Annotated in this window: 25 protein-coding genes; 17 read left to right on the forward strand and 8 right to left on the reverse strand. The window is 64.4% G+C overall.

Features of this window, described 5'->3' with window-relative positions:
• Positions 1 to 85: 85 nt before the first annotated feature.
• Together ELS24_RS24340 and ELS24_RS24345 are read right to left on the reverse strand one after the other, a co-directional pair.
• Entirely contained in the window at positions 86 to 1,186 is a 1,101-nt protein-coding gene (locus ELS24_RS24340) for a FecR domain-containing protein (protein ID WP_127185565.1), read from the reverse strand.
• Complete coding sequence (locus tag ELS24_RS24345) at positions 1,165 to 1,674, reverse strand: sigma-70 family RNA polymerase sigma factor (RefSeq protein ID WP_127185566.1); 510 nt, start codon at positions 1,672 to 1,674, stop codon at positions 1,165 to 1,167. Before ELS24_RS24345 ends, ELS24_RS24340 begins: the two co-directional genes overlap by 22 nt.
• A gap of 156 nt (positions 1,675 to 1,830) precedes the next feature.
• Between ELS24_RS24345 and ELS24_RS24350 the strand changes: the two genes are divergently transcribed.
• The 4 genes from ELS24_RS24350 to ELS24_RS24365 all read left to right on the forward strand — a co-directional run bounded on the left by ELS24_RS24350 (position 1,831) and on the right by ELS24_RS24365 (position 4,633).
• Entirely contained in the window at positions 1,831 to 2,298 is a 468-nt protein-coding gene (locus ELS24_RS24350) for a CopD family protein (protein ID WP_050450048.1), read from the forward strand.
• A gap of 137 nt (positions 2,299 to 2,435) precedes the next feature.
• Positions 2,436 to 3,308, forward strand: coding sequence for a hypothetical protein (locus ELS24_RS24355; RefSeq protein ID WP_127185567.1), 873 nt, complete (start codon positions 2,436 to 2,438; stop codon positions 3,306 to 3,308).
• A gap of 110 nt (positions 3,309 to 3,418) precedes the next feature.
• Positions 3,419 to 4,108 (forward strand): helix-turn-helix transcriptional regulator, encoded by a 690-nt coding sequence (locus ELS24_RS24360; RefSeq protein WP_127185568.1) that lies wholly within the window; start codon positions 3,419 to 3,421, stop codon positions 4,106 to 4,108.
• 90 nt (positions 4,109 to 4,198) lie between these two features.
• Positions 4,199 to 4,633, forward strand: coding sequence for a VOC family protein (locus ELS24_RS24365; protein WP_127185569.1), 435 nt, complete (start codon positions 4,199 to 4,201; stop codon positions 4,631 to 4,633).
• Positions 4,634 to 4,651: 18 nt separating this feature from the next.
• Here ELS24_RS24365 and ELS24_RS24370 read toward each other — a convergent pair whose 3' ends face one another.
• Together ELS24_RS24370 and kynU are read right to left on the reverse strand one after the other, a co-directional pair.
• Complete coding sequence (locus ELS24_RS24370; RefSeq protein ID WP_127185570.1) at positions 4,652 to 6,058, reverse strand: amino acid permease; 1,407 nt, start codon at positions 6,056 to 6,058, stop codon at positions 4,652 to 4,654.
• 94 nt (positions 6,059 to 6,152) lie between these two features.
• Positions 6,153 to 7,403: a kynureninase gene (gene kynU, locus ELS24_RS24375; RefSeq protein ID WP_050450052.1), complete on the reverse strand. Its 1,251-nt coding sequence runs from the start codon at positions 7,401 to 7,403 to the stop codon at positions 6,153 to 6,155.
• A 138-nt stretch (positions 7,404 to 7,541) separates the two neighbouring features.
• On the opposite strand from kynU, the gene ELS24_RS24380 reads away from it, so the two are divergent.
• Entirely contained in the window at positions 7,542 to 8,015 is a 474-nt protein-coding gene (locus ELS24_RS24380; RefSeq protein ID WP_050450053.1) for an Lrp/AsnC family transcriptional regulator, read from the forward strand.
• Between the two features lie 42 nt (positions 8,016 to 8,057).
• Here the strand turns inward: ELS24_RS24380 and trhA are convergent, their stop codons facing one another.
• The gene (gene trhA / locus ELS24_RS24385; protein ID WP_127185571.1) at positions 8,058 to 8,690 is read right to left on the reverse strand and encodes a PAQR family membrane homeostasis protein TrhA; all 633 of its coding nucleotides are present in this window, start codon (positions 8,688 to 8,690) and stop codon (positions 8,058 to 8,060) included.
• Positions 8,691 to 8,782: 92 nt separating this feature from the next.
• Positions 8,783 to 9,823: a P1 family peptidase gene (locus tag ELS24_RS24390; RefSeq protein ID WP_050450055.1), complete on the reverse strand. Its 1,041-nt coding sequence runs from the start codon at positions 9,821 to 9,823 to the stop codon at positions 8,783 to 8,785.
• 246 nt (positions 9,824 to 10,069) lie between these two features.
• Between ELS24_RS24390 and ELS24_RS24395 the strand changes: the two genes are divergently transcribed.
• The 3 genes from ELS24_RS24395 (at position 10,070) to ELS24_RS24405 (ending at position 12,369) form a co-directional block, all read left to right on the forward strand.
• On the forward strand, positions 10,070 to 10,852 hold the full coding sequence (locus tag ELS24_RS24395) for an amino acid ABC transporter substrate-binding protein (protein WP_050450062.1): 783 nt from the start codon (positions 10,070 to 10,072) through the stop codon (positions 10,850 to 10,852).
• Between the two features lie 84 nt (positions 10,853 to 10,936).
• Positions 10,937 to 11,614, forward strand: a complete 678-nt coding sequence (locus ELS24_RS24400; protein WP_050450063.1) for an ABC transporter permease subunit — start codon at positions 10,937 to 10,939, stop codon at positions 11,612 to 11,614.
• Entirely contained in the window at positions 11,614 to 12,369 is a 756-nt protein-coding gene (locus tag ELS24_RS24405) for an amino acid ABC transporter ATP-binding protein (protein WP_127185572.1), read from the forward strand. Before ELS24_RS24400 ends, ELS24_RS24405 begins: the two co-directional genes overlap by 1 nt.
• Positions 12,370 to 13,212: 843 nt before the next feature.
• Here the strand turns inward: ELS24_RS24405 and ELS24_RS24420 are convergent.
• On the reverse strand, positions 13,213 to 13,893 hold the full coding sequence (locus ELS24_RS24420) for a peptidoglycan DD-metalloendopeptidase family protein (protein WP_127185573.1): 681 nt from the start codon (positions 13,891 to 13,893) through the stop codon (positions 13,213 to 13,215).
• A gap of 462 nt (positions 13,894 to 14,355) precedes the next feature.
• Here ELS24_RS24420 and ELS24_RS24425 point away from each other — a divergent pair, with 462 nt between their 5' ends.
• From ELS24_RS24425 to cyoD, 9 genes are all read left to right on the forward strand, one after another.
• Positions 14,356 to 14,784, forward strand: coding sequence for a DUF2946 family protein (locus tag ELS24_RS24425; RefSeq protein WP_127185574.1), 429 nt, complete (start codon positions 14,356 to 14,358; stop codon positions 14,782 to 14,784).
• Positions 14,785 to 14,844: 60 nt separating this feature from the next.
• A complete protein-coding gene (locus ELS24_RS24430; RefSeq protein ID WP_127185575.1) occupies positions 14,845 to 15,477 on the forward strand; it encodes an SCO family protein in 633 nt (210 codons plus the stop codon).
• 80 nt (positions 15,478 to 15,557) lie between these two features.
• Entirely contained in the window at positions 15,558 to 16,079 is a 522-nt protein-coding gene (locus ELS24_RS24435; protein ID WP_127185576.1) for a copper chaperone PCu(A)C, read from the forward strand.
• A 248-nt stretch (positions 16,080 to 16,327) separates the two neighbouring features.
• On the forward strand, positions 16,328 to 17,530 hold the full coding sequence (locus ELS24_RS24440) for an ATP-binding protein (RefSeq protein ID WP_050449920.1): 1,203 nt from the start codon (positions 16,328 to 16,330) through the stop codon (positions 17,528 to 17,530).
• 5 nt (positions 17,531 to 17,535) lie between these two features.
• Positions 17,536 to 18,087 carry a response regulator transcription factor gene (locus ELS24_RS24445; protein ID WP_006221322.1) on the forward strand — a complete coding sequence of 184 codons (552 nt, stop codon included), beginning with the start codon at positions 17,536 to 17,538 and terminating at the stop codon, positions 18,085 to 18,087.
• Positions 18,088 to 18,346: 259 nt separating this feature from the next.
• On the forward strand, positions 18,347 to 19,255 hold the full coding sequence (cyoA, locus tag ELS24_RS24450) for a ubiquinol oxidase subunit II (RefSeq protein ID WP_050449917.1): 909 nt from the start codon (positions 18,347 to 18,349) through the stop codon (positions 19,253 to 19,255).
• A gap of 2 nt (positions 19,256 to 19,257) precedes the next feature.
• Positions 19,258 to 21,234, forward strand: coding sequence for a cytochrome o ubiquinol oxidase subunit I (cyoB, locus tag ELS24_RS24455; RefSeq protein WP_050449916.1), 1,977 nt, complete (start codon positions 19,258 to 19,260; stop codon positions 21,232 to 21,234).
• Between the two features lie 3 nt (positions 21,235 to 21,237).
• Complete coding sequence (gene cyoC / locus ELS24_RS24460; RefSeq protein ID WP_050449915.1) at positions 21,238 to 21,852, forward strand: cytochrome o ubiquinol oxidase subunit III; 615 nt, start codon at positions 21,238 to 21,240, stop codon at positions 21,850 to 21,852.
• A complete protein-coding gene (cyoD, locus tag ELS24_RS24465; protein WP_127185577.1) occupies positions 21,852 to 22,202 on the forward strand; it encodes a cytochrome o ubiquinol oxidase subunit IV in 351 nt (116 codons plus the stop codon). The genes cyoC and cyoD overlap by 1 nt, the downstream gene beginning before the upstream one ends.
• A gap of 101 nt (positions 22,203 to 22,303) precedes the next feature.
• On the opposite strand, the gene ELS24_RS24470 is transcribed toward cyoD, so the two are convergent.
• The gene (locus ELS24_RS24470) at positions 22,304 to 24,787 is read right to left on the reverse strand and encodes an ankyrin repeat domain-containing protein (RefSeq protein WP_083447555.1); all 2,484 of its coding nucleotides are present in this window, start codon (positions 24,785 to 24,787) and stop codon (positions 22,304 to 22,306) included.
• Positions 24,788 to 24,901 lie beyond the last annotated feature (114 nt).

A 24,901-nucleotide genomic window follows, 5' to 3' on the forward strand; every position in this document is an offset into this window, starting at 1 on the left:
GCATTCGTTTGCCTATACAGACCATGACCCGCGTGATTTTGAAATCGGACAGCTTGCGCGCGGGTATTGTGTAACAGAGAATCATTCATGCCATTGATGCGCGCGGCCCGATGGTCACCCAATAGGGCGTGCGGTAGCGCACTTGCACCGGCAGGGTCGCGGGCAAGGCGGCCAGCACGGCGTCGGTGTCATTCAGTTGAAAGGCGCCGGATATCCGCAGATGCGCGACTTCGGGGTCGCAGCGCAGCACGCCTGGGCGATACCGGCCAAGCTCCACGGCGAAGGCATCCAGGCGCATCTGGCTGGCGTGCAGCACGCCGCGCATCCAGTCGTTGGCATGCGGGTCGGCGGGCGATGGGCCGGACACGCCGGCGTCGCTCAGGCTGCCCTGCTGGCCGGCCAACACATTGACGACACGCCCGCCTTGGCTGACGCGAACGCGGCCTTCCTGCACGCTGACCTGGCATTGCACGCCGTCCTCGCGCACACAAAAGCGCGAAGGCGGGGCTTCGATATCACCCAGTCGGGTACGCACGATGAAGGGGCGCGGCGGCGCAAAGGGGGCTGCCACCGACGTGCTTCCCGCATCGCTTGGCGCATTGCTTGGCGCACCCATCACGGCATGGGACACCGCATTGGTCACCGAACCCATTCGCGCATCGGCCGCGCCATCGGCAAGCACATGCACGGCAATTTCGCCGGCGCGCAAACGCAGCAAACGCGTGCTGGCATCGAAGACCACGTCCACCGCGCTGGCGGTATTCAGTTGCAACGTGGACCCGTCGGCCAGCACCACGTTGCGCCGCTCGCCCGCGCCGCTGCGGTAGTCGGCCGTCCAATTGAAAGGGTCCGCGCGCCATGCCGCCCAACCCACCGGCCCCGCCACCATCAGCGCCACCAAGGTCTTCAGGGCCGCGCGGCGCGATGACAGTTCGGGTCGGTTCAAGGTGGCCATGCCCAGCGCCGACGGAATCAGCCCAAAGCGTTCGTTGACCCGTTGCGCGCGCTGCCAGGCATGTTCGTGTTCGGCCCTGCTGGCCCGCCATAGGTCGCAGGCATGTACGTCGGCGTCGGTAGCGCGGCCCGAACTCAAGCGCAGCAGCCAGCGCGCGGCTTCGCGCGCCACATTGCGTTCAACGGCGGGCAACTCGCCGCCCACGCCGTTCAACTCACCGCCATGATGCATTGCTCGAACCCTCGGGCGATATAGCGGTGCACAGTGCGCAGCGACACATTGAGCCGCTGGGCAATTTCGCCATGACTCAGGTCTTCCAATTGCGCCATCAGAAAAGCCTGGCGCGCGGGCAGCGACAGCCCAGCCAGCATTTCGTCAATTTCCTGTAGCGTTTCCAGAATGATCAGGCGCTGCTCGGCCGGCGGCGCGACCTGTTCGGGCATCAGCGCCAAGGCTTCCAGATAGGCGCTTTCGACCGAGCGGCGCCGATGATGATTCAGCAGCAGGCGCTTGGCGATGGTGGTGAGATAGGCGCGCGGTTCACGCAGCGCGTCCAGGTCGTGGCGATGGCGCAGCACGCGCACGAAGGTGTCCTGAGCCAGGTCGGCGGCGTCGAAGGTGTTGCCCAGCTTTGCGCGCAACCAATTTTGCAGCCACCCGTGGTGGCTGCGGTACAGACATTGGACGGTGTCGCCTGAAGCGAGCACAGGGTTCGGCACGACGGGCTCCCAGAACGCTAAAACACAAATAAAAATCAATCTCATTCTAATTGCAAAACCAGGTTTCCGGTCAAGTCCAAGCGAAACACGGCGGCGGGGATATCATGCCGACAGACCGGCCGCACCCCGCGGCCCCTTACCAACCGGGCTGGCTCCATGATCTATAGCGTCTTGAAATTCATCCACGTGATTGCCGTGATCCTGTGGGTGGGCGGCATGCTGTTCGCGCACTGTTTCCTGCGGCCGGCGGCCGCGCAGTTGGAACCCAAGACACGCCTGACGCTGATGGCCTCGGTGCTGCGGCCTTTTCTGAACGCGGTGTTGGTGGCGATTGTGCTGATTCTGCTGACGGGCGCGTGGATGATCGGGCAGGCGGGCAGCCTGGCCGCGCAGACCGGCGGCGACTTTTTCATGCCGCGCAGCTGGACGCTGATGGCCACGGGCGGGCTGGTCATGATGGCCATCTTCGGCCATATCCGCTTTGCGCTGTACAAGCGCCTGGCCTTGGCCGTAGCCGCGTCGGACTGGCCCAAGGGCGCCGAGGCCATGGCTGGCATCCGCCGCTGGGTGGGCGTGAACCTGGTGCTGGGCATCGTCGTTGTGGGCGTGGCGTTCCTGGCCTAACCGTCCATCGGCCATCCATCGGCCAGGCAGCGGCTGGTATCGGAATTCTTTCGTTTGATGCAATACCCCGTACATCCGGGGTAGCCACACTGGGGATGACTCTCGCGGGTCACGTCAACAACGACAAGGGATTCCCCATGATCAAACGTGCATTGCATCTGGCCGCCCTCGGCCTGTTCGCCACCTCGTTCGCCGCCTCGTTCGCCACCCACGCTGCCGACGCCATCGACAACAGCGCGCTGGACAAGCCCGAGTTCCGCAGCCACAAGGCCACTTATGGCGTGGTGTACCGCCTGCCGCAAGAGGTCAACGCGATACTGGACGCCAAGGTCAATGGCGTCTTGAAGCAGGACCTGCTGGCGCTGGGCCTGCAAACCGAGGCCAACACGCCCAACCTGCCGCACGTGACGGTGGTGCACATCCACAGCGCCGACCCCGCCACCCCCGCCCGCATGCTCAAAGCGCTGCCCAAGCCGCCCGCGCCTTTGCAGGTCACGCTGAAAACCTTCTACCCCACCGAAGCCGCCAAGGGCGCGGGGCACCCGTGGTGGCTGGACCTGGGCGTGGTCAAAAGCGGCCAGGGCTTTGAAGACATGATGCGCTACAACACCGTGGCCACCGCCGCGCTGGCGCCCTTGCGCGACGGCCCTCTGCCGCGCGTGACCGGCCCTGTCTACGCCAAGATGAGCGACGCCGGCCGCGCGCTGGTCAAGACCGTGGGCGTGAGCGGCGTCAATGTGATGCAAGACGGCAAAGAACTACGCGCCCACAACCCGCACACCACGCTGGTCTACAGCATGACGCGCTACGACACCCGCATGCAGGACGCCATGAAGCAGGAGTCCGACAAGTTCAACGCGGCCCTGCCCGACGGCATCAACACCACGTTCAAGGACGTTTCCATTGTGGAAATCGGCTTTGCCGGCAACGTCGTGCGCGAGATCTATCGCGTGAGCCTGGAAGACGGCTCGGTGATGGACGTGGCCACGGGCAAGAAGATCGGCGCCTGAACGCCTGCTTGGCCCCGGTGCGGGCCAGGTGGAATTGGGCAAGGAACGGGCTGCCGACTGCTGCCATTCCGTGGCAGCATTACGCCATTCCCGCCACACGCCCTTTCCCCATGTCCCGCACCGAACGACTTCTGGACCTGCTGCAGACCCTGCGTCGCCACCGCCTGCCCGTCAGCGGGCATCGGCTAGCCGCCGAAATGGGCGTCAGCCTGCGCACGCTGTACCGCGACATCGCGACGCTGCAATGCCAGGGCGCGGAGATCGAAGGCGAGCCGGGCGTGGGCTACGTGCTGCGCCCCGGCTTCATGCTGCCGCCGCTGATGTTCAGCACCGAAGAAATCGAGGCGCTGGTGCTGGGCACGCGCTGGGTCGCGGGGCGTTCCGACGAGCGCTTAGGGATGGCGGCGCGCAACGCGCTGGCCAAGATCGGCGCGGTGCTGCCGCAGGAACTGCGCGATGAGCTGGACGCCATTCCGCTCTTGGTGGCGCCCAGCGCCATCGCCGTGGTCGACCAGGTTGACGTGGCGCTGATCCGTCAGGCGATACGCACGGAACACCGCCTGCACATCCGCTACCGCGACGACAAGGGTTCGAACTCCGAGCGCGTGATATGGCCGTTTGCCCTGGGCTTTTTCGACAGCGTGCGCATCGTCATGGCCTGGTGCGAACTGCGGCAGGACTTCCGCCATTTCCGCACCGACCGCATCGCCACGCTGACACCCGGCGAGCGCTATCCCCGCCGCCGCCACGTGCTGCTGAAAGAATGGCGCGCCATTGCGCAGGATTCGCAGAATTGCTGAGGCACGCTACTGCCTTGCTGAGCACGCTACTGCCAAAAACTGACAGCACCCCTGCCTAAGATACGCGCATCCCTCACCCAGGAGCGCGTCATGTCTCACACCATCCCCGCCGACACCAACCTCGTCATCTTCTACGTTGAAAAACCGCAGACCAGCGCGGCGTTCTACAGCGCCCTGCTGCAACGTCCGCCGGTTGAAAGCACCCCCACATTTGCCCTCTTCGTGCTGGACTCCGGCTTGAAGCTGGGCCTGTGGTCGCGCTACACGGTGGAGCCGGCGGCGGCGGGCCGTGGCGGCGCGTCTGAACTGGCGTTCTGCGTGGCGGATGCCGACGCGCTCAACCAGCGCCACCTGGACTGGAGCCTGCGCGGCCTGCCCATTCTGCAAGCGCCCACCAACATGGATTTCGGCCGCACCTTCGTGGCGCTAGACCCTGACGGCCACCGCCTGCGCGTCTTTGCGCCGGCACGCGAACCGGTCACGGTGGCGGAACCCGCCGACACCGTGGCCGCGCATGCCCTCTGATCCGGCAAGGGCCTCCGATCAGCCGCGCTGCTGGCGGGCCTGAAGCACCACGGCTTCGCCGCGCTTCTTGAACAGCACCACATACAGCACGGCCAGGATCAGCAGGAACGGCACCCCGAACACCAGCGTCATCTGGAACACGTTGGTGAAGTAGGTGGTGACCAAAATCGCCAGCATCGCCACCGCGCCCAGCAACGTCAGCACCGGAAAGCCGGGCATGCGGAACGACAGCGCGCCGCCGCCTTCGCGTGCCCAGCGGCGGCGAAAGAAGTAGTGCGTCACGAAGATCATCATCCAGGTGAACAGCGCGCCGAACATCGAGATGGCCATCATCAAGGTGAAGGCCGTGTCGGGGTACATCACCTTCAGCACCACGGCGATGGCGATGCCGCTGGTGGACAGCAGCAGCGCGTTCAGCGGCGTGCCGCTTTTGGTCAGGCGGCCGAACAACGAGGGCGCATGGCCCGCGCGCGACAGGCTGAACATCATGCGCGTGGTGATGTAAAGCTGGCTGTTCATGGCCGACAAGGCCGCCACCAGCACGATGAAGTTGATGACGCCCGCCGCGCCCGGAATGTCCAGCGCCAGCATCACCTTCACGAAGGGGCTGCCTTCCTTGCCGGCTTCGTTCCAGGGCACGATCGCCAATATCAACGCCAAGGTCAGCAGGTAGAACACGACCAGCCGCACGATGGTGGCGCGAAACGCTTTCTTCACGGCGCGCTCGGGGTCTTCGGCCTCGCCTGCGGCCACCGCGATCATCTCGACGCTAAGGTAGCTGAAGATCGAGATCACCACGGCAATCCACATGCCCCACAGCCCATTCGGAAAGAAGCCGCCGTGCGCCGTGTACTGCGCAACGCCGTACTGCGGGTTGCCCCACACCACGTACGCGCCCAGGATGATGAAGGCCACGATGGCGGTGATCTTCACGGTGGAGAACCAGTATTCGATGGTGCCGAACGCCTTGACGCTCATCGCGTTCACCAGGATCAGCGCCCCCGAGAACACGCACACCCATAGCCACCCAGGCACATCCGGGAACCAGAAATGCATGTACTCGGCCACGGCGGTGACCTCGGTGCCCACCGCCAGCACCACGCACGACCAGTACGCATAGCGCACCAGAAAGCCGGCCAAAGGGCCGATGTAGTGCTCGGCATAGGCGCCGAACGACCCCGAGGTGGAATGCGCCACCGTCATTTCCGCCAGGCAGCCCATCAGCAAGAGCGTGATCAGCCCGCCGATGGCGTAGCTGATGATGACGCTGGGCCCGGCAAAACCGATGGCGAATTTGCTGCCCAGAAACAGGCCCGTGCCGATGGCCCCGCCGATGGCGATCATGCTCATCTGGCCCGAGGTCAAGCGCCGCTTGAGCCCCTGTTCGCGTTCGGCGATCTGGCCGAATCCTTGTGGTTTTTGCATTGTCTCCTCCTGCATTGCCCCCTCCTCCCGTGCGCTCTCTTTATGGTGATGCTGCCGGTTCGGCCCCGCAAGATGGGGCCACGCTCTCTGGCGTTCAGGTCACGGCCGAACGTTGCTTGAATTCCGGCTTGTCCCAAGCGCGCGTGTCCAGCACGTCTTTCAGGATGTCCACCGCGTCCCAGACGTCGGCATGGCCGAAGTACAGCGGCGTCAGGCCAAAGCGCAGCACTTCGGGCTCGCGGTAATCGCCGATCAGGCCGCGCGCGATCAGCGCCTGCATGACTTCGTAGCCGTTGGGATGCAGGAAGCTCACGTGGCTGCCGCGTTCGGCATGCGTGCGCGGCGTGACGAGCGTCAGCGGGTGGTCGGCGCAGCGTTCCTCGACCAGCTTGATGAACAGGTCGCCCAGCGCCAGCGACTTGGCACGCACCTGCGCCATGTCGGCAGCTTGCGCCACGTCCAGCCCGCATTCCACCAGCGACAAGGACACGATGGGCTGGGTGCCGCACAGGTAGCGGCGGATGCCGCCGGCCGGCTCGTAGGCCACGGCCATGTCGAACGGCCGCGTGTGGCCCCACCAGCCGGACAGCGGCTGCCAGAAGTCCTTCGTGTGGCGCGGGGCCACCCAGATGAAAGCCGGCGAGCCGGGGCCGCCGTTCAGGTATTTATAGGTGCAGCCCACGGCGAAGTCGGCGTTGGCGCCGTTCAGGTCCACGGGCACCGCACCGGCCGCGTGCGCCAGGTCCCAGATGGTGAGCGCGCCGCGCTCGTGCGCCAGCGCGGTCACCGAGGCCATGTCGTGCATCTGGCCGCTGCGATAGTTGACGTGCGACAGCAGCATGACGGCAACCGAGTCGTCCAGCGCCTTGTCCAGCGGCAACTCGTCGTCGATCAGGCGCATCTCGTAGCCCTGTTGCAGCAGGTCGATCATGCCCTGGACCATGTAGAGATCGGTGGGGAAGTTGTCGCGTTCGGACAGGATGACGCGGCGTGCCGGCTGCTGTTGCTGCTGGATGCGCAGCGCGGCGGCCAGCGCCTTGAAGATGTTCAGGGACGTGGTGTCGGTAACCACCATTTCACCGTCGCGCGCGCCCAGCAGGCTGCCCAGCTTGTTGCCCAGGCGCGCGGGCAGTTCGAACCAGCCGGCGGTGTTCCAGCTACGGATCAGGTCGGTGCCCCATTCCTGCGTGATCACGCCGGCGGCGCGGGCGGCGGCGCCCTTGGGCATCACGCCCAGCGAATTGCCGTCCATGTAGAGCACGCCGGGCGGCAGCTCGAAGCGGTCTTTCAGGGGGGCCAGGGGGTCTTTCCGGTCTGCGGCGACGCAGTCTTCGCGGGTGGTCATGCGGTGCTCCTTCGGGCAATATGCTGCAAACAGGATAGCAGCGCGCCAGGGCCGAATAATTGCAAAAGCAGGCGTGGCTTACCCTAGGATTCCGCATTGAATTGCGCTGAAGTTCAATTATTAGAATTGGATTGCACCATGCATCTAGACGCCACCGACCAACGCATTCTTTACCGCCTGCAAGAGAACGGGCAGATCAGCAACCAGGACCTGGCCGAGCAGGTGGCGCTATCGCCATCGGCCTGCCTGCGCCGGGTGCGGGCGCTGGAAGAAGCCGGTTTCATCCGCCACTATCGCGCGGTGCTGGACGCCGACAAGCTGGGCTTTGAACTGGAAGCCATCGTGCACGTGTCGCTGGACCAGTCGAACCCGGGATGGCACGAGGCCTTTCTGGCCGGCATCGCGGCGCACGACGAAATCACCGAAGCCAGCATCGTGACCGGGGCGTCGAACTACATCTTGTCGGTGCGCACCCGCAATCTGGCGGCGTTCTCGCAGTTTGTTGAAGACAAGCTGAGCAAGATCGCGGGGGTGCGCGACCTGTGCTCGCACATCGTCATGCGCAAAGTGAAAGACCGCGGCGGCATGCTGCCACTGGCGGCGTGGCGCTAACGCGGGTGGGGGTATTCCTCGGGTGCTTGCCGCGCGCCGGATTCATGCCGGCGTGCCGTAGCGCAAGAATCCGAACACCGTGACGAAGTGGCAGGCCGAGCCCCCCATCACAAACAAATGCCAGATGCCGTGGGCATGGCGCCAGCGCTTGTCTTTCACATAGAACAGCGTGCCCACCGTATAGGCGGCCGCGCCCGCCAGCAACCAGGTCAGGCCCGCCGACGACAAGGCGCCCGCGATCGGGGCGGCGAATATCACCCCCAGCCAGCCCATGGCCAGGTACAGCGGCAAGGCCGGCGCCGCGCCGCGCGCCCACCACAATTCACGGCTGATGCCGATGGCCGCCAGCAACCATATCGCCACGCCCATGGCCGCGCTCCAGACGTGGTCCACGGGGCCGAAGGCCAGCGGCGTGTAGGTGCCGGCAATCAACAGGTAGATGGCGCAGTGGTCGGCCTTGGCCCAACGCGCCTTGTTGGGGCCACGTGTGCAGTGATACAGCACCGACGAGGCATACACCGCAATCATCGACGCGGCGAACACCGCGCAACTGATGATCTGCCGCGTATCCGCTTTCAGTTCCGCCGCGCGCGCGATCAGCGCGCCGGACGCCGCCACGGCCATTGCCAAGCCCGCCAGATGCGTGGCGCCATTGAATCGTTCGCCTTCGTACATGCGTCCTCCCAGCCGGCGGTGCCATGCCGGCCCTTGCCATCATGTCGCCGCCGTGTGACAGCTTGAGGTCACCGGCGGGTCGCGCCCGGAGGTCAGGCGATGAAATCCACCGCAGCGGGAAAGCCTTCCACCGCGCGCGCCGCCAGGATGGCGCGCTGCACCGCGATGGCCATGGCTTCGGCCGCCATCACGCCCAACAGCATGACGTTGCCCGGCTTGCCCGACGTGCCGGTGCCCAGCGCAAAAATGGTGTCGCCGTCCAGCATGGTGTGGATGGGGTTGATGCTGCGGGCCAGCCCATCGTGGGCCATGCCCGCGATTTTCTGCGCCTGCGCCTTGGTCAGCGTGGCGTCGGTGGCCACCACGCCGATGGTGGTGGCCGTGCCCGCGCGCATCGACCGGGGCAGATCGCCGGCCAGGATGGCGGCGCGCGTATCCAGAAACTGCTTGCCGTCCGCCGTGCGCGCGCCCGCCAGGATGCGGCCGGTGGCCGGGTCCAGCACGTCGCCCACTGCGTTGACCGCCACGATGGCCCCCACCGTCACGCCCGCCACCGTCAGTGACGCGCTGCCGATGCCGCCCTTCATGGCGCGCTTGGGGCCATACAGCTTGCCGACGGTAGCGCCCGCGCCCGCCCCCACGTTGCCTTCTTCGGGCGCATCGGTGGACGCCGTCTTGCACGCCTGGTAGCCGGCCGCCGCGTCCGGCCGGATCGACGCATCGCCCACGCCCAGATCGAACAGGATGGCCGACGGCACGATGGGCACGTGCGCCACGCCCACGTCAAAGCCAATCTTCTTTTCTTCCAGGTAACGCATCACGCCGCTGGCGGCGTCCAACCCGAACGCGCTGCCGCCCGACAGCACGATGGCATGCACTTTTTCAACCATGTTGACGGGGTTGAGCAGGTCGGTTTCACGGGTGCCGGGCGCGGCGCCGCGCACATCCACGCCGCCCGTTGCACCCGCTTCGGCAATGATGACCGTGCAGCCGGTGGGGCGGCGCGTGTCGGTGTAGTGCCCCACGCGCAAGCCCGCAACCTGGGTGATGCTGCCGCCCCCGGGCATCAGCCGCGAGCCATTGGCGTGGGCGGGCATGCCGCCCGTCAATGCTGCCGCGCCCGCGGCGGCCATGAATGCGCGCCTGTTCCATTGCTGTTCCAAACCCATCTCCCTTGCCTTGCGGTTTACGTGCCCTTTTACAGGAGTACGCCCGGACGGCTTCATGCCGATCGGAAACTTGTTAATTACTGGAAGCTATATTTTTACTATTCCTTATGCTTTGTGGAAAAATAGGCGCGTTGCTAGAGTGCGGCTATGACGGGGGCCCCGTGCATCACGGCGCCCTTCAAAATGACACCGATCTTCCGGAGCATTGCCATGAAACTCTTACGCTCGTTCTTCATCGCCGGCCTGATCCAGGCCGCCGCCCTGGGCGCCGCCCATGCCCAATCCGGGCTGGACCAGATCAAGTCCGCGGGCACCTTCAAAATTGGCACCGAAGGCACCTACGCCCCCTTCACCTTCCACGACGCATCGGGGCAGCTTACCGGTTTTGACGTAGAGATTGGGCGCGCCATTGCCGAGCGCCTGGGCGTCAAAGCCCAATTCGTCGAAGGCAAATGGGACGGCCTCATTGCCGGCCTGGACGCCAAGCGCTATGACGCCGTGATCAACCAGGTGGGCATCACCGACGCGCGCAAACAAAAATACGACTTTTCTGATCCCTACATCTCGTCGGCCGCCGTGCTGATCGTGCGCGACGACAACACCAGCATCAAGTCTTTCGATGACCTGAAAGGCAAGAAGTCGGCCAATACGCTGACCAGCAATTTCGGCAAGCTGGCGCAAAGCCACGGCGCGGAAGTGGTGGCAGTGCAGGGCTTCAATGAAGCCATCGACCTCTTGACCTCGGGCCGCGTGGAAGCCACTGTCAACGACAAGCTGTCGTTTCTGGACTTCAAGAAGCAAAAGCCCAACGCCAAGGTGAAGATCGCCGCCACCGACAAGACCGCTGAATTCAGCAATTCGGGCGTGCTGATGCGCAAGGGCAACCCGGAATTGCAAGCCGCCATCAACAAGGCGCTGGCCGACATCAAGGCCGACGGCACCTACAAGACCATTTCGGTCAAATACTTCGGCACGGATTTGTCGGCGCAATAAGCCACGGACACACACATGACGCTACCTACCTGGCTCCAGGCCGTCATTCCCGATTGGCTGCTGGCGCAGATCGGGTCATGGACCGTGCCGGCCTGGGTGCAATTGATGGCCGATTCGTTTTGGCCGCTGCTGCACGCCGGGCTGGTATTCACCGTACCGCTGACCTTGATGTCGTTCGCGCTGGGCCTGGCGCTGGCGTTCGTGGTGGCGTTGATCCGGCTGTTCGGGCCGGCGCCGCTGGTGGCGCTGGTGCGCTTCTATGTGTGGCTGATCCGGGGCACGCCGCTGCTGGTGCAGTTGTTCGTGATCTTCTACGGCTTGCCCAGCGTGGGCATCGTGCTGGATCCCTTGCCCGCCGCGCTGATCGGCTTCACGCTGAACGTGGGCGCGTACAACTCGGAAGTCATCCGAGGCGCCATCGAATCCATTACCAAGGGCCAATGGGAAGCCGCTTATTCGCTGAGCATGACTCGCGGCCAGGCGCTGCGCCGCACGATCCTGCCGCAAGCGGCGCGTGTGGCGGTGCCGCCGCTGTCGAACTCGTTCATTGCGCTGGTCAAGGACACGTCGCTGGCGGCGGTGCTGACCGTGCCCGAGATCTTCCAGGCGGCCCAGCGCATTGCGGCGGTTACGTATGAACCGCTGATCCTCTATACCGAAGCCGCGCTGATCTACCTGGTGTTCAGTTCCGTGTTGTCCGCCGCGCAAGTGCGCCTGGAACGGCGCTTTGGCCAGCACGCGGTGTTTTCCGGGAAGACCTGATGATACGGCTGCAAAAAATCGAAAAGGCGTTTGACGGCAACCCGGTGCTCAAGCAGGTAGACGTGAGCATCGCCGAAGGCAGCGTCACCGCGCTGATCGGCCCGTCCGGCAGCGGCAAGAGCACGCTGCTGCGCTGTGTGAACCTGCTGGAAGTGCCCGACTTTGGCACGCTTGCCATCGGCCCGGAAACCGTCAACTTCGAGCCTGGCAAGAAGCTGACGCGGGAACAGGTGCAGCGGGTGCGCAAGCAGACGGGCATGGTGTTCCAGAACTTTCAGCTGTTTCCGCACCAGACGGTGATCGGCAACGTCATGGAAGGCCTGTTGACCGTGCAAAAGTGGCCGCTGGACCGGGCCCGCGCGCGTGCGGAAGAACTGTTGAAGAAAGTGGGCATGTCTGAAAAAGCCGACGCCTGGCCCGCCAACCTGTCGGGCGGACAACAACAGCGCGTGGCGATCGCGCGCGCGCTGGCGCCCGCGCCCCGCGTGTTGCTGTGCGACGAGCCCACCTCCGCGCTGGACCCCGGCCTGGCGGCCGAAGTGGTGGATGTGTTGCGCCAGTTGGCCTCCGAAGGCATGACCATGTTGATGGCCACGCACGACCTGCGCCTGGCCGCCAACGTATCGCGGGAAGTAGTATTTTTGCTGGACGGCGTCGTGGTCGAATCCGGCGATTCCCGCACGCTGTTTTCCCGGCCCAAGGATCAGCGAACGGCGGCATTTATTTCAACGCTGACGCAAGCCGATGCCTCGTAGGATGGGTGCAGCGCGAACGACCCTGGCCAAAAACACAATCGCGGTTCGCGCGAAACCCATCAAGCGGCCGTGAACGTCAAACCGCCCGACAATAAAACCCGCGTGATGGCCACATTGATGAAGAACGCCACCGTTGCATGATGGGTTTCGCGCGATTCAGGGTCGTGTTCTTGGCAACAGCCTGCCGCGCTGCACCCATCCTACGGTCGGACTATCCCATCCAATATCTTGACCGTTGTCGCGTAGCGAGAAGCTGTCGGGAATCCGGCGATTCCCGCACGCTGTTTTCCCGGCCCAAGGATCAACGGACGGCGGCATTTATTTCAACGCTCACGCAAACCGATGCCTCGTAGGATGGGTGCAGCGCGAACGACCCTGGCCAAAAACACAATCGCGGTTCGCGCGAAACCCATCAAGCGGCCGTGAACGTCAAACCGCCCGACAAAAAAACCCGCGTGATGGCCACATTGATGAAGAACGCCACCGTTGCATGATGGGTTTCGCGCGATTCAGGGTTGTGTTCTTGGCAACAGCCTGCCGCGCTGCACCCATCCTACGGTCGGACTATCCCATCCAACATCTTGGCCGTTGTCGCGTAGCGAGAAGCTGTCGGGAATCCGGCGATTCCCGCACACTGTTTTCCCGGCCCAAGGATCAGCGAACGGCGGCATTTATTTCAACGCTCACGCAAACCGATGCCTCGTAGGATGGGTGCAGCGCGAACGACCCTGGCCAAAAACACAATCGCGGTTCGCGCGAAACCCATCAAGCGGCCGTGAACGTCAAACCGCCCGACCGTTCGACCATTCCGACCGCCCCCCCCCCATCCAACATCCGCCATCATCATCGTGGCGGCAGATTCCCCGCGGGGTCAACTGCTTGTCCGTTGTAGCGTAGCTCGAAATACAAGCCGACCTGCTTGCTGTCGCTGTTGCCCATCTCGGCGATCTTCTGGCCTTGTTTTACGCTTTGGCCTTCCTTCACCAGCAGCTTGCGGTTGTGCGCGTAAATACTCAGGAAGCTGGCGTTGTGCTTGACGATCACCAGGTGGCCGTAGCCGCGCAGGCCGCTGCCGGAATAGGCCACGGTGCCGCTGGCCGACGCTACCACCGGCGTGCCCGAACTGTTGGAAATGACAATGCCGTTGGATCCGCCGCCGTCATACCCGCGCGTGACCTTGCCTTGTGCCGGCCATACCAGCGAGATGGCGCCGGGTGGCGCCGTGCGGCGTTTGCCGGCCGATGAAGACGCGCGCGACGAGCCGGTGGGTTTGGATGCGGACTTGCTGGGCTTGGACGTGCGGGCTTGTCCGGCGGGCGGCTCCACCCGCAGCATCTGCCCCACTTCGATCGTGTTCGAATTGGGCAGGCGGTTCCAGCGCACCAGGTTGCTGACGGTCGTGCCCTGCTTGCGCGCGATCTGGGTCAGCGTGTCGCCCGACTGCACGCGGTAATAGCCGGGCTGGACCTTGGTGGTGCCGCACGCCGACAGCAGCAACGCCAGGGCAACGATGCATAGGCCCATCCATAACCGCGCCTTGATCCGCGACAGACGGGACAAGGTCGTCGAGGACGTTGCAAAAACTGGCGCGGACGCGGTCGGGGCGGACAGGGAAAGCACTGAAACCTGGGGCACAGAGATAGGCAATAGTTGGGGCTGAACGATCGGATAGCAACGGGCAGGAACGGCAAAACCAGCTAGACAGACGCAGAAATCAACCTAAGCGCGATAAAGAATAGCAAGCGCGAGCAAGCAGGTCGGCAAGCGGGACAGCCAGTTAGCAAGAAGGGTACCAAGATTTTTGCGAGGCCGGTGCCATGCTGGGCCGAGCTGAGCTGAGCCGTGCCATGCCGAACTGCGCAGTGCCCACACTGTGCTGAGCCGCGCAGTGCGCTGTGCGCCGAGCCGTCCCGTCCCGTGCCGTGCGTTGCCTGGTCGCGCTCCGGACCGTTCAGGGCGACTCCGGGCATCGACTAGAATGCCGCTATGTCCGAATTGACCCGCCTCTTCCGCTTCAGGAGCGCCGTGCGCGCCCGGGGCGTGTTGTGGCTGGCGCTTTTGGCCTTGACGCTGCGCGCGCTGGTGCCTACCGGCTACATGCCGGATGCCAATGCGCTGCATGAGGGGCGGCTGGAAGTCACCTTCTGCTCGGCCGCTGGTGAATTGTCCACGTTGGATCTGGTGCTGGACAAGCGCACGCCGGGCGGCCCGACCCCGCACGATGCCGCCGAAACCGGCGCGCAATGCCCCTTCGGATTGCTGGCGCATGTGGCGCCGGCGCCCACCCCCACCGTCACCCCCATCCTGCTGCCCGCTGGCCGGCCCGTGCCGCCCGCGGCCACGTATCGCGCCCTGCCCCCGCTGGCCGCCCATGGCCCGCCGCTGGGCTCGCGCGCCCCGCCCTCCTTGGCTTGACTCCGCCTGACCGCGCGGCATCTCCGCGCGCCTAGCCACACGTCAACCCAAGGGGTTTTCATGCGTTTCCCGCGCTCTATTTCATTGCGCGCGCCCACTGGCGCCGCACCTTCCCACGCGCCCGATCCCCGTCGCCGCCTGCTCTTGTCTTCCCTGGCCCTGCTGGCCCTGACTGGCTGCGGCCCCGATGCCCCCAAGCTACACGGCATGGACTTGTCGGGCATGCCCACGGGCGATTTCCAATTGCAGGACAAGACCGGCCAAGAGCGCCGCCTGGCCGACTACCGTGGCCACCCCATCCTGCTGTTCTTCGGCTTTACCCAATGCCCCGACATCTGCCCCACGGCGCTGACCCGCGCCCTGGAAATGAAGGACCTACTGGGCGCCGACGCCGACAAGCTGCGCGTGCTGTTCATCACCGTGGACCCCGAACGCGACACGCCGGAAATCCTCAGTGCCTACACCGAGGCCTTCGACCCCAGCTTCGTGGGCCTGCGCGGCACGGCGGAACAGACCCGCGCCGCTGCCCAGTCCTTCAAGGTGTTCTACCAGAAGGTGCCCACCGGCTCGTCCTACACCATGGACCACACCGCGCTGACTTACGTGATCGGCGCCCAGGGCAAGTTGCGCCTGGCGCTGCGCCACGCGCAGACCGCCGCCGAATGCGTGGAAGACCTGCGCACCGTGCTGTAACGCGGCGCGCCGACCGCGCGCGTCCCATGGCTCCCCTATCCCTGGATCGCCATCATTCCTTATCAATTCAGAGACCCATCATGAAGAACTTCTCGCTGCGCACGTTTGCCACCGCCCTGTCCCTGTCCGTGCTGACTGGCTTTGCATCCCCCTCCCTCGCTGCCGATGCCGCGCTCAAGGTGGAAGACGCCTGGGTACGCGCCACGGTTCCCAACCAGCACGCCACCGGCGTGTTCATGCGCCTGACCTCGCCTGACACGGGCCGCCTGGTGGCCGTGGAGTCCGACGCCGCCAAGCATGTGGAAGTCCACGAAATGGCGATGCAGGACAACGTCATGAAAATGCGTGAAGTGCCCGCCATCGACTTGCCGGCAGGCAAGCCCGTGGACCTGAAGCCGGGCGGCTACCACGTCATGCTGATCGACCTGGCCCGCCAGATCACCCCGGGCGACCATGTGCAATTGACGCTGATCGTCGAAGACGCCAAGCAGCAACAGCACCGGGTGTCGGTCACGGCAGAAGCCCGCGCGCTGAACGCGAAGGCCGGCGCCGCGCAAGGCGGGACCCACGGAGCAACCCACGGCGGCACCCACGGCCACTGACGCGCTCTATATATAGAGGGCATTCATAGAGAACGCGATTGGCGGCGGCAGATATCGGGGACGCACACACGCCCCGCGCCGCCAGCGTGTCGCGCAGAATCGCCATACAATGCCCGCACGTCCACCGTCTGCGCCTGACCTCCAGGCCCGACGGCAGCCGGCCTCTTGCGCCGCGCGCCGGACGCCTGCGTTCCGCGCCGCCGGGCGCTTGACCCGCCGGCGGGCCGCCGGCAACTCTGTGTCTGGATATGCCCGGTAGTTCTGCTTTTTCATTCCTGCGTACCCTTTGCAGCCTGCGCTGGCTTGCCATCGCCGGCCAAGCCGCCACCATCCTGCTGGCCAGCAGCGTGCTGGGCCTTGCCTTGCCGCTGGAGCCCCTGTGGATCGGCGTGGGCGTGCTCATCGGCTTCAATGCCTACGCCAGCCTGCGGCTGCGTCATCCCCGCGACCTGTCCCACGCCACCGCCTTCGGCCATCTGCTGGTGGACATGGCCGCCTTGTCATGGATGATTGGCTGGAGCGGCGGCATCAGCAACCCCTTCGGCATGATGTTTCTGATCCTGACCGCGCTGGCGGCCCTGGCGCTGCCGCGCAATTGGGCGCTGGCGGCGGCGCTGGCGGGTATTTGCGGCTATGCGGCGGCGGGCATCTTCGGCCAGCCCTTGCGCGGTGACGTGGACACGCACACCCTGCTGCTGTGGGGCCTGGGCGCCAATTTCCTGATTTCGGTAGTCGTGGTGCTGGTGTTTTCCACCCGCCTGGCGTCTGACCTGCGCGCCCGCGAGCGCGAACTGGCCCGCCTGCGCGAACGCTTCACCCGTAATGAAGGCATCGTCGCGCTGGCCACCCACGCGGCCGCAATGGCGCACGAACTGAACACCCCGCTGGCCACCATGACCTTGCTGGCCGACGAGATTGCCGCCGAGGTCAAGGACGAAGACCTGCGCGAAGATGTGTCCACCCTGAGCCAATTACTGGCCCTGTGCCGGGAACGCATCCGCAATCTGGCGGTCCCAACCGCCGTGGACCTGGTTCGTGTGGTGGGCCAATGGCGCTTGATCCGGCCAACGATCGACCTGCAACGCTCGGGCGCCTTGCCCCCCAGCCTGCGGGTGGATCCGGCCATCGCCCATTTGTTGCAGGCGCTGTTGAACAACGCGGCGGACGCTGGCGAAGCCGCCGAGACGCTGCGCGTGGACCTGCATCTGGAATATGGCTATGGCGCCTTGCGCGGCGAAGTGCGGGACTACGGGCGAGGCTTCGACCCCGACCAGACCCTGCTGCCGGCAACCAGTCTGTTCAACAGCGGCAAGCCGGGCGGGCTGGGCGTGGGCTTGGCGCTGTCGCACGCCACCGTGGAACAGCTGGGCGGCGAAATGACCATGACCGCCGCCGTCGGGGGCGGCACCCGCATCCGTTTTTACCTGCCCCTGGGCAACCCCGGAACTTGATTGTGATGAACCCTACCGACCTTGGCCTGTTGATCGACGACGACGAACTGTATGTGCGCACCCTGCAGCGCAGCCTGTCGCGTCGCGGCCTGGAAACCCGAACCGCCACGGGCATTGCCGAAGCCTTGCGCGTGGCCGAGGAGATTCGTCCGGCTTTCGCCCTGGTGGACCTGCGCCTGGGCGAAGACTCCGGCCTGACGCTGATCCGCCCCTTGCGCGCGCTGCGCGCCGACATGCGGATCCTGCTGGTGACGGGCTACGCCAGCGTGGCCACCGCCGTCGAGGCCATCAAGCGTGGCGCGGACGACTACCTGCCCAAGCCCGCCACCGCGCCGATGATCTTGCGGACACTGGGTTTGGTGAAGCCAGAATCCGTTACCATCGAAACGACCATGACACCGTTGCACCGCCTAGAATGGGAGCACATTCATCAGGCCCTGCACGAAACCGGCGGTAATGTTTCGGCGGCGGCGCGCCTCTTGGGCATGCATCGGCGGTCGTTACAACGCAAGCTGGCCAAAAAACCGGGGCCGGAACGCGAAGTGCTCGTCGACTGATTTGTGCGGGTGCGACACTTCTTTACAACACCCCCATGTGCAGGTGCGACATAACGTCGCACCCCCTGCACCTCCCCCGGGGCATCTACTCCCCTAGGAAAACCCTGAATCTGCTCTCTTGGGGGCTGATTCCTCCCAGGCAATGCGACCATGTGTCGCATGCTTGACGGATATCAAGCCGATAGGATGGACGTTGCTGCCTAGCAGCATTCCAGTCTGCTGCTACGCAGCATTTCCAACCATCCATCCAAGGCTGTACGTGAAACACCCCCTCCTTGCGACCCTAACGCGCATTTTTGGCGTCGGCGCGGTCATGCTGCTTGGCGGCTGCAACATGGAAATTCTCTCTCCCAAGGGAGATATTGGCGCCCAGGAAAAGACTTTGCTGTTCACGGCGACGGGGCTGATGCTCATCGTCGTGATTCCAGTACTGATCATGATCGTGGCGTTTGCGTGGAAATATCGCGCATCCAACACCAAAGCCGACTACCAGCCCAAGTGGGCCCACTCCACGGCGATCGAAATCGTGGTTTGGACCGTTCCTTGTATCATCGTGGCGATTTTGGCCGTGATCACCTGGCGCTCCACGCACGCGCTGGATCCCTACAAGCCGCTTGTATCCGAACACAAGCCCGTCACCATCGAGGTGGTGTCGCTGGATTGGAAGTGGCTGTTCATCTACCCCGAATACGACATCGCCACGGTCAACGAGATCGCGTTCCCCGTGGACGTTCCGGTCAACTTCCGGATCACGTCGGCCTCGGTCATGAATTCGTTCTTCATTCCGCAACTGGGTAGCCAGATCTACTCGATGGCCGGCATGGAAACGAAGTTGCACCTGAATGCGCGCGAAGCCGGCACCTACGCCGGTATCTCGGCCAACTACAGCGGCGCCGGTTTCTCCGGCATGCGCTTCAAGGCCATCGCCACGTCGCAAGAAGGGTTCGACAACTGGGTCAAGGAAGCCAAGGCGTCGCCCACCACGCTGACCCCCGAGGTCTACGCGGAACTGACCAAGCGCAGCGAGCACAACCCGGTCGTCAAGTACGCCTCGGTGCCGCCCGCCATGTTTGATTTCGTCCTGGGCAGCACCATGTCCAAGATGGCCGGCGTGGACTCCGCCACGTGCACCGCCACGTCGAACAATCTGATCGCAGGAATTAACTAACCATGCTCGGGAAACTTACCCTCGAGGCCATTCCGTACCATGAACCTATCGTCATGGTTACGCTGGCCGCCGTGTGCCTGGGAGGCCTGGCGGTCTTCGGCGCCATCACGTACTTCGGCAAGTGGAAGTACCTTTGGACGGAATGGCTGACCTCCGTCGACCACAAGCGCATCGGCGTGATGTACATCATCGTCGCGCTGATCATGCTGCTGCGCGGTTTTGCCGACGCCATCATGATGCGCACCCAGTTGGCGGTGGCTTCCGCCGACTCCGCTGGCTTCCTGCCACCGCACCACTACGACCAGATCTTCACCGCCCACGGCGTCATCATGATTTTCTTCATGGCGATGCCCTTCATTACCGGGCTGATGAACATCGTGGTGCCGCTGCAGATCGGCGCCCGCGACGTGGCCTACCCGTTCCTGAACTCGCTGAGCTTCTGGCTGTTCGGCGCCGGCGTCGCGTTGATGATGATCTCGCTGTTCGTGGGCGAATTCGCCGCGACCGGCTGGCTGGCGTATCCGCCGTTGTCAGGGCTGGATTACAGCCCAAGCGTCGGGGTGGACTACTACATCTGGGCGCTCCAGATATCAGGGTTGGGCACCACGCTTAGCGGTATCAACTTCATCGTGACCATCCTGCGCATGCGCGCACCGGGCATGAGCCTGATGAAGATGCCGATTTTCACGTGGACCTCGCTGGTCACCAACGTGCTGATCGTCGCCGCCTTCCCCGTCCTGGCCGCAACGCTTGCGCTGTTGACCATGGACCGCTACCTGGGCACGCACTTCTTCACGAACGACATGGGCGGCAACGTCATGATGTACGTGAACCTGATCTGGATCTGGGGTCACCCCGAGGTCTACATTCTGGTGCTGCCGGCGTTTGGCGTGTATTCGGAAGTGGTTGCCACCTTTGCCCGCAAGACGCTGTTCGGCTACAAGTCCATGGTTTACGCCACGGCCGCCATTGGCGTGCTGTCGTTCCTGGTCTGGCTGCACCACTTCTTCACCATGGGCGCGGGGGCCAACGTCAATGCCTTCTTCGGCATTGCGACAATGATCATCTCGATCCCGACGGGCGCGAAGATTTTCAACTGGCTGTTCACCATCTACCGCGGCCGCCTGCGCATCACGACGCCGGTGCTGTGGACGCTGGGCTTCATGATCGTCTTCGTCATCGGCGGCATGACCGGCGTGATGCTGGCCATCCCCGGCGTGTCCTTCGTGCTGCACAACAGCTTGTTCCTGATCGCCCACTTCCACAACACCATCATCGGTGGCGTGGTGTTCGGTTGTATCGCGGGCATGACGTACTGGTTCCCGAAGGCGTTCGGCTTCACGCTGAATGAGCGCCTGGGCCGCTACTCGTTCTACTGCTGGTTCGTGGGTTTCTTCATGGCCTTCATGCCCCTGTACATCCTGGGCTTCAAGGGTATGACGCGTCGCCTGAACCACTACGACAACCCCGAATGGCAGCCGTACCTGCTGGTTGCGCTGGCTGGCGCCGCGCTGATCATGCTGGGCATCTGGTTCCTGCTGCAGCAAGTGTTCGTGTCGGTTCGCCAACGCAAGCAAAACCAAGACGTCACGGGCGATCCCTGGGATGGCCGCACCCTGGAATGGTCGATTTCGTCGCCGGCTCCTTTCTACAACTTCGCCCACGTTCCTCACGTTGATGAACTGGACCAGTTCTGGGAAGACAAGCAGAACGGCAAGGCCTACAAGCGCCCGGCCAAGTACGAAGACATCCACATGCCGAAGAACACCGGCGCGGGTGTGTACATCGGTCTGTTCGGCTTGATCATGTGCTTTGCGCTGATCTGGCACATCTGGTGGCTCGCCGCCGCTGGTTTCGTCGGCATGATCGGTGCGTTCATCGCTCGCGCCTACGACCGTGACGTCGATTACTGGGTCCCGGCCGCGGAAGTCGAACGCATCGAAAACGCTCACTTTGACAAAATGCAGAAGGCCGCCTGAGCCATGATTCAAGCCGTAGCCACTCACCCCCACGCGGGTCACGACGATCACGCGCATCATGACGATGGATCCAAGACCGTTTTCGGTTTCTGGGTCTATCTGATGAGCGACTTGCTGATCTTTTCGGTGCTGTTCGCCACGTTCGCGGTGTTGTCCAACGCCACCGCGGGCGGCCCCACGGGCAAGGAACTGTTCGACCTGAAGTTCGTGCTGGTCGAAACGCTGTTGCTGTTGTTCTCCAGCTTCACCTTCGGCATGGCCAACCTGAACGTGCACGCCAACAACAAGTCCCGCGCGATGGGCTGGTTGATGGTCACGTTCCTGTTCGGCGCGGGCTTTATCGCGATGGAAGTCTGGGAATTCCATCACCTGATCACTGAAGGCGCGGGCCCCGGCCGCAGTGCTTACCTGTCGGCGTTCTTCACGCTGATCGGCACGCACGGCCTGCACGTCACCTTCGGCCTGATCTGGATCATCGTCATGCTCGACATGATCCGCCGCCATGGCCTGGACTCGATCAACAAGCGTCGCCTGGCGTGCCTGAGCCTGTTCTGGCACTTCCTGGACATCGTCTGGATCTGCGTCTTCACCTTCGTCTATCTCATGGGAGCCATCTGATGTCGCACTCCGCTGCGGCCGCACACGGCCACGACGATCACGCCGCCGACCACGGCAGCCTGAAGTCCTACATCATCGGTTTCGTGCTCTCGCTGCTGCTCACCTTCGGCTCTTTCGGCCTGGTGATGCACGGCGCGCTGTCGCACACCATCACCATCGCCGGCGTCATTGCCCTGTGCGTGCTTCAGTTGCTGGTGCAACTGGTGTACTTCCTGCACATGGGCGCGTCGAAGTCGGCGCGCGACAACCTCGCCGCGTTCGTCTTCACCGTGATGATCATCGCCATCATCGTGGGCGGGTCGGCATGGGTGCTGTACAACATGAACGTCAACATGGGCCACGCCCTGTAATGACGGTTTGCCGCCGGCGCTGTTAGTCAGCGGCAACGCAAAAAAACAGGCACCTTCGGGTGCCTGTTTTGCATTGGAATTCCAGCACCGTGCGCGTCTGCCTAGCTCGGCGCCTTGACCGTCAGCATCACGTTGGCGCGCTTGGCCAGTTCCTGCGCGGACACGCCCACATAGGGCTGCACGCGCGAGGCCTGGTTCAAGTCGCAACTGGCCGCGCCCTGCGCACCGTCCAGCACCTGCCGCACCGCCCGCGCTGCCGTCGGGCTGATGGGACCGGCGTTGCCCAGTTGCCAGGCCAGCACATCAGCCACCGCCATGCCGCAGCGCCACGGGGTGCGATACAGCCCGGCGTCGTGGTCCATCAGCATCTTGGCCTTGGCCTCGTTGCCCACGCGCAGCATGATCACCAGCGGCAAGGCGTCGGCATTCACGACGCCATCCAGGCGTACGCTGGTATCGGTTCTGTCCGACGCATCGGCGCCCTGTTCCAGCCATTGCAGATAAAGGTCGTCAGGCAGCCACGGCAGGCTGAGCGGCGCGATCATGTTGTTGGCGATGCCCGTTGCATCATTCGCGCGGGTCAGCGGCACGCCGGCCGCCAGCAGACGGTCGGCAGTAGCGCGCAGCTTGGCGCGCTGGCCGTCCCATGCCGGGCTGTTCTGCTTGATGGCCGCGCGAATTTCCAACTGGTTCCAAACACTGAGCAGGCTGGACAGCGATTCCGGCGTCAAGTCCTGGCGTGGCGGCTTGGCGGCTGCGGCCAATTGGTCCACCAGCGTCGGCTGCAGGGTGCGCGCGGCCAGCGTCAGCGCTTCGTTCAAGCCGTTGCGTTCCGGCGTCTTGCTGGCGCTGTAGCCCCCCACCGCCGCGTCCGCGCCCTGGGCCAGCGCGAAGGTCACGCGCTCGGGAATGGGATACACGACTGTGGGCGTGAACTCGCCGTTGATGGCGCCGCGCAGCGCTTCCAGCAGGGGCGTTTCCCACATGCGTTGATTGCCATACGACATGCGCACATAGGCGGCATTGATGTCGGCGCCCTTCGCCAGCAGCGCCTGGGCAAACCAGAACGTCTTGGGGCTTTGCATCGCCGCGTGCAGCACCGATCGCCCATTTTTTTCGCGCACGTTAGGGTTGGCGCCCTTGGCCAGCAGATAGTTCAGGGTGTCCTTGTCTTCGCTGTAGTACGACACGCGGCGCATCAGCAACGGCATGCCGCTTGAATCGGGAACATCCAGCGGCGCGCCCGCCGCTATCAGGGCGTCGGCCAACGCATAGCGTTGTGCGGTCGGGCGCGTGTCGCGCGCCTCGGGCAGCGCGGCGGCCAGCAGCACGTAGCCGTTGTTCGGACCATCGGCGCGCGCGCCCGCCGCCAGCAGCACCTGCACCGTATCCAACTGCTTGCGGGACACGGCCACCGCCAGCGCCGACGTGCCGTACTCGTTCACGCCGTTGGGGTCCTGGCCCGCGGCCAATTCGGCGCGCACCGCGTTCAGATCTTCAGCCTGGATGGCCTTGAAGATCGCCAGCCTTGGCCGGCAAGTCTCTGCGTTCAGCGGCGTGGTTTCATTCAGCGCCGCACCGATCCGCGTGGCGATGTTGGCGGGGATAGGGTCATTGCCGGCGAGGCGGCGCGAGCAATACAGCCGGTAATCCTCGCGCGCCAACGCTAGTAAATAGTCGCGCTTGTCGCGCGTCTTCGTGCTCTGCTTCCAGCGCGCATCGGCACGGTTCAGATAGGCCGCCGTGCGCGCCGGGTCGCGCCGCAACACGTCGCTCAGGATGCGGTCGGCCTGCTCGGTATGGCCCGACTCGGTCAGCCAGAAGCCATAGTCATTCAACGCCGTCAGCATCTCGGGATCTTTGCCGCTGGGGTCGATCTCGCGGTAGTCCTGCTCCATGACGAATCGGCGCAGATCGGCCAGGGCGCGGCTGAACTCGGCGGCCTTGGCGCGTGGAATGGCGCGCGCCACCTGATGCAGCGTGCGGAAGGTGGCGGTCACGTCCACCGGCGCGCGATACTCAAAACGCACGTCGGCGGGAAACGCCGGCATGCGCACGGGATAGTCGGTCAGCACGGGCCGCAGCGTGGCCAAGGCGCGTGCGCGGCGCTCGTCGTTCCAGGGCCGGTCGGCCGTTATCACGATCAATCTTGCATCGGCATGGACGGCAGCGGCCACGCCGTCCGCATCCACCAGAAATCCGTTAGCCCGCGTGTCGTCCGCGCCCGGATAGTCGTAGCCCACCCAGTACTGGGTTTGCGCATCGCGCGGCGCCCTGACCGTGACGTTTTCTTCGCGCGATGCCTGCCACGTTGCCGGGTCGATCACCAAGGGCTGCGAGCGGAAATCCAGCTTGAATTCCTTGCCCGCGCCGCGCACGTACCGATACAGGTAGAGCCGGTTCTCCATCTGCCCGACCAATAGCGCGTCCTTGACGTTCTCGGTTCCCCAGGCCCGCCGCTCGGGTTCACGCAGCGGGTAGCGCGACAAGCGCATGGATTCGATCACGGCCCCGATGTCAAAGGCCATGGCGGGCCGTGGCGCGGCGGAAAGGCCAGCCAAGGCCACCAGGACGGCGCCGAACAATCGGGAAACTGCGGGACGGAGGCTGCGCGGCATGCGTGGGGGAAACCAGAAGAATCAGGGACGCTGATGATACCCGGCAGCGCCCCAGGATTTACTGGCCACCGAGGTCGGTCC

It is taken from the genome of Achromobacter spanius, from assembly GCF_003994415.1.
Lineage (GTDB): Bacteria > Pseudomonadota > Gammaproteobacteria > Burkholderiales > Burkholderiaceae_B > Achromobacter > Achromobacter spanius_C.

Coding starts and splice junctions, on each gene's coding strand:
- ELS24_RS24340 (WP_127185565.1), bottom strand. CDS start 1,186: ATGCATCATGGCGGTGAGTTGAACGGCGTGGGCGGCGAGTTGCCCGCC.
- ELS24_RS24350 (WP_050450048.1), top strand. CDS start 1,831: ATGATCTATAGCGTCTTGAAATTCATCCACGTGATTGCCGTGATCCTG.
- ELS24_RS24355 (WP_127185567.1), top strand. CDS start 2,436: ATGATCAAACGTGCATTGCATCTGGCCGCCCTCGGCCTGTTCGCCACC.
- ELS24_RS24360 (WP_127185568.1), top strand. CDS start 3,419: ATGTCCCGCACCGAACGACTTCTGGACCTGCTGCAGACCCTGCGTCGC.
- ELS24_RS24365 (WP_127185569.1), top strand. CDS start 4,199: ATGTCTCACACCATCCCCGCCGACACCAACCTCGTCATCTTCTACGTT.
- ELS24_RS24370 (WP_127185570.1), bottom strand. CDS start 6,058: ATGCAAAAACCACAAGGATTCGGCCAGATCGCCGAACGCGAACAGGGG.
- kynU (WP_050450052.1), bottom strand. CDS start 7,403: ATGACCACCCGCGAAGACTGCGTCGCCGCAGACCGGAAAGACCCCCTG.
- ELS24_RS24380 (WP_050450053.1), top strand. CDS start 7,542: ATGCATCTAGACGCCACCGACCAACGCATTCTTTACCGCCTGCAAGAG.
- trhA (WP_127185571.1), bottom strand. CDS start 8,690: ATGTACGAAGGCGAACGATTCAATGGCGCCACGCATCTGGCGGGCTTG.
- ELS24_RS24390 (WP_050450055.1), bottom strand. CDS start 9,823: ATGGCCGCCGCGGGCGCGGCAGCATTGACGGGCGGCATGCCCGCCCAC.
- ELS24_RS24395 (WP_050450062.1), top strand. CDS start 10,070: ATGAAACTCTTACGCTCGTTCTTCATCGCCGGCCTGATCCAGGCCGCC.
- ELS24_RS24405 (WP_127185572.1), top strand. CDS start 11,614: ATGATACGGCTGCAAAAAATCGAAAAGGCGTTTGACGGCAACCCGGTG.
- ELS24_RS24420 (WP_127185573.1), bottom strand. CDS start 13,893: ATGGGCCTATGCATCGTTGCCCTGGCGTTGCTGCTGTCGGCGTGCGGC.
- ELS24_RS24425 (WP_127185574.1), top strand. CDS start 14,356: ATGTCCGAATTGACCCGCCTCTTCCGCTTCAGGAGCGCCGTGCGCGCC.
- ELS24_RS24430 (WP_127185575.1), top strand. CDS start 14,845: ATGCGTTTCCCGCGCTCTATTTCATTGCGCGCGCCCACTGGCGCCGCA.
- ELS24_RS24435 (WP_127185576.1), top strand. CDS start 15,558: ATGAAGAACTTCTCGCTGCGCACGTTTGCCACCGCCCTGTCCCTGTCC.
- ELS24_RS24440 (WP_050449920.1), top strand. CDS start 16,328: ATGCCCGGTAGTTCTGCTTTTTCATTCCTGCGTACCCTTTGCAGCCTG.
- ELS24_RS24445 (WP_006221322.1), top strand. CDS start 17,536: ATGAACCCTACCGACCTTGGCCTGTTGATCGACGACGACGAACTGTAT.
- cyoB (WP_050449916.1), top strand. CDS start 19,258: ATGCTCGGGAAACTTACCCTCGAGGCCATTCCGTACCATGAACCTATC.
- cyoC (WP_050449915.1), top strand. CDS start 21,238: ATGATTCAAGCCGTAGCCACTCACCCCCACGCGGGTCACGACGATCAC.
- cyoD (WP_127185577.1), top strand. CDS start 21,852: ATGTCGCACTCCGCTGCGGCCGCACACGGCCACGACGATCACGCCGCC.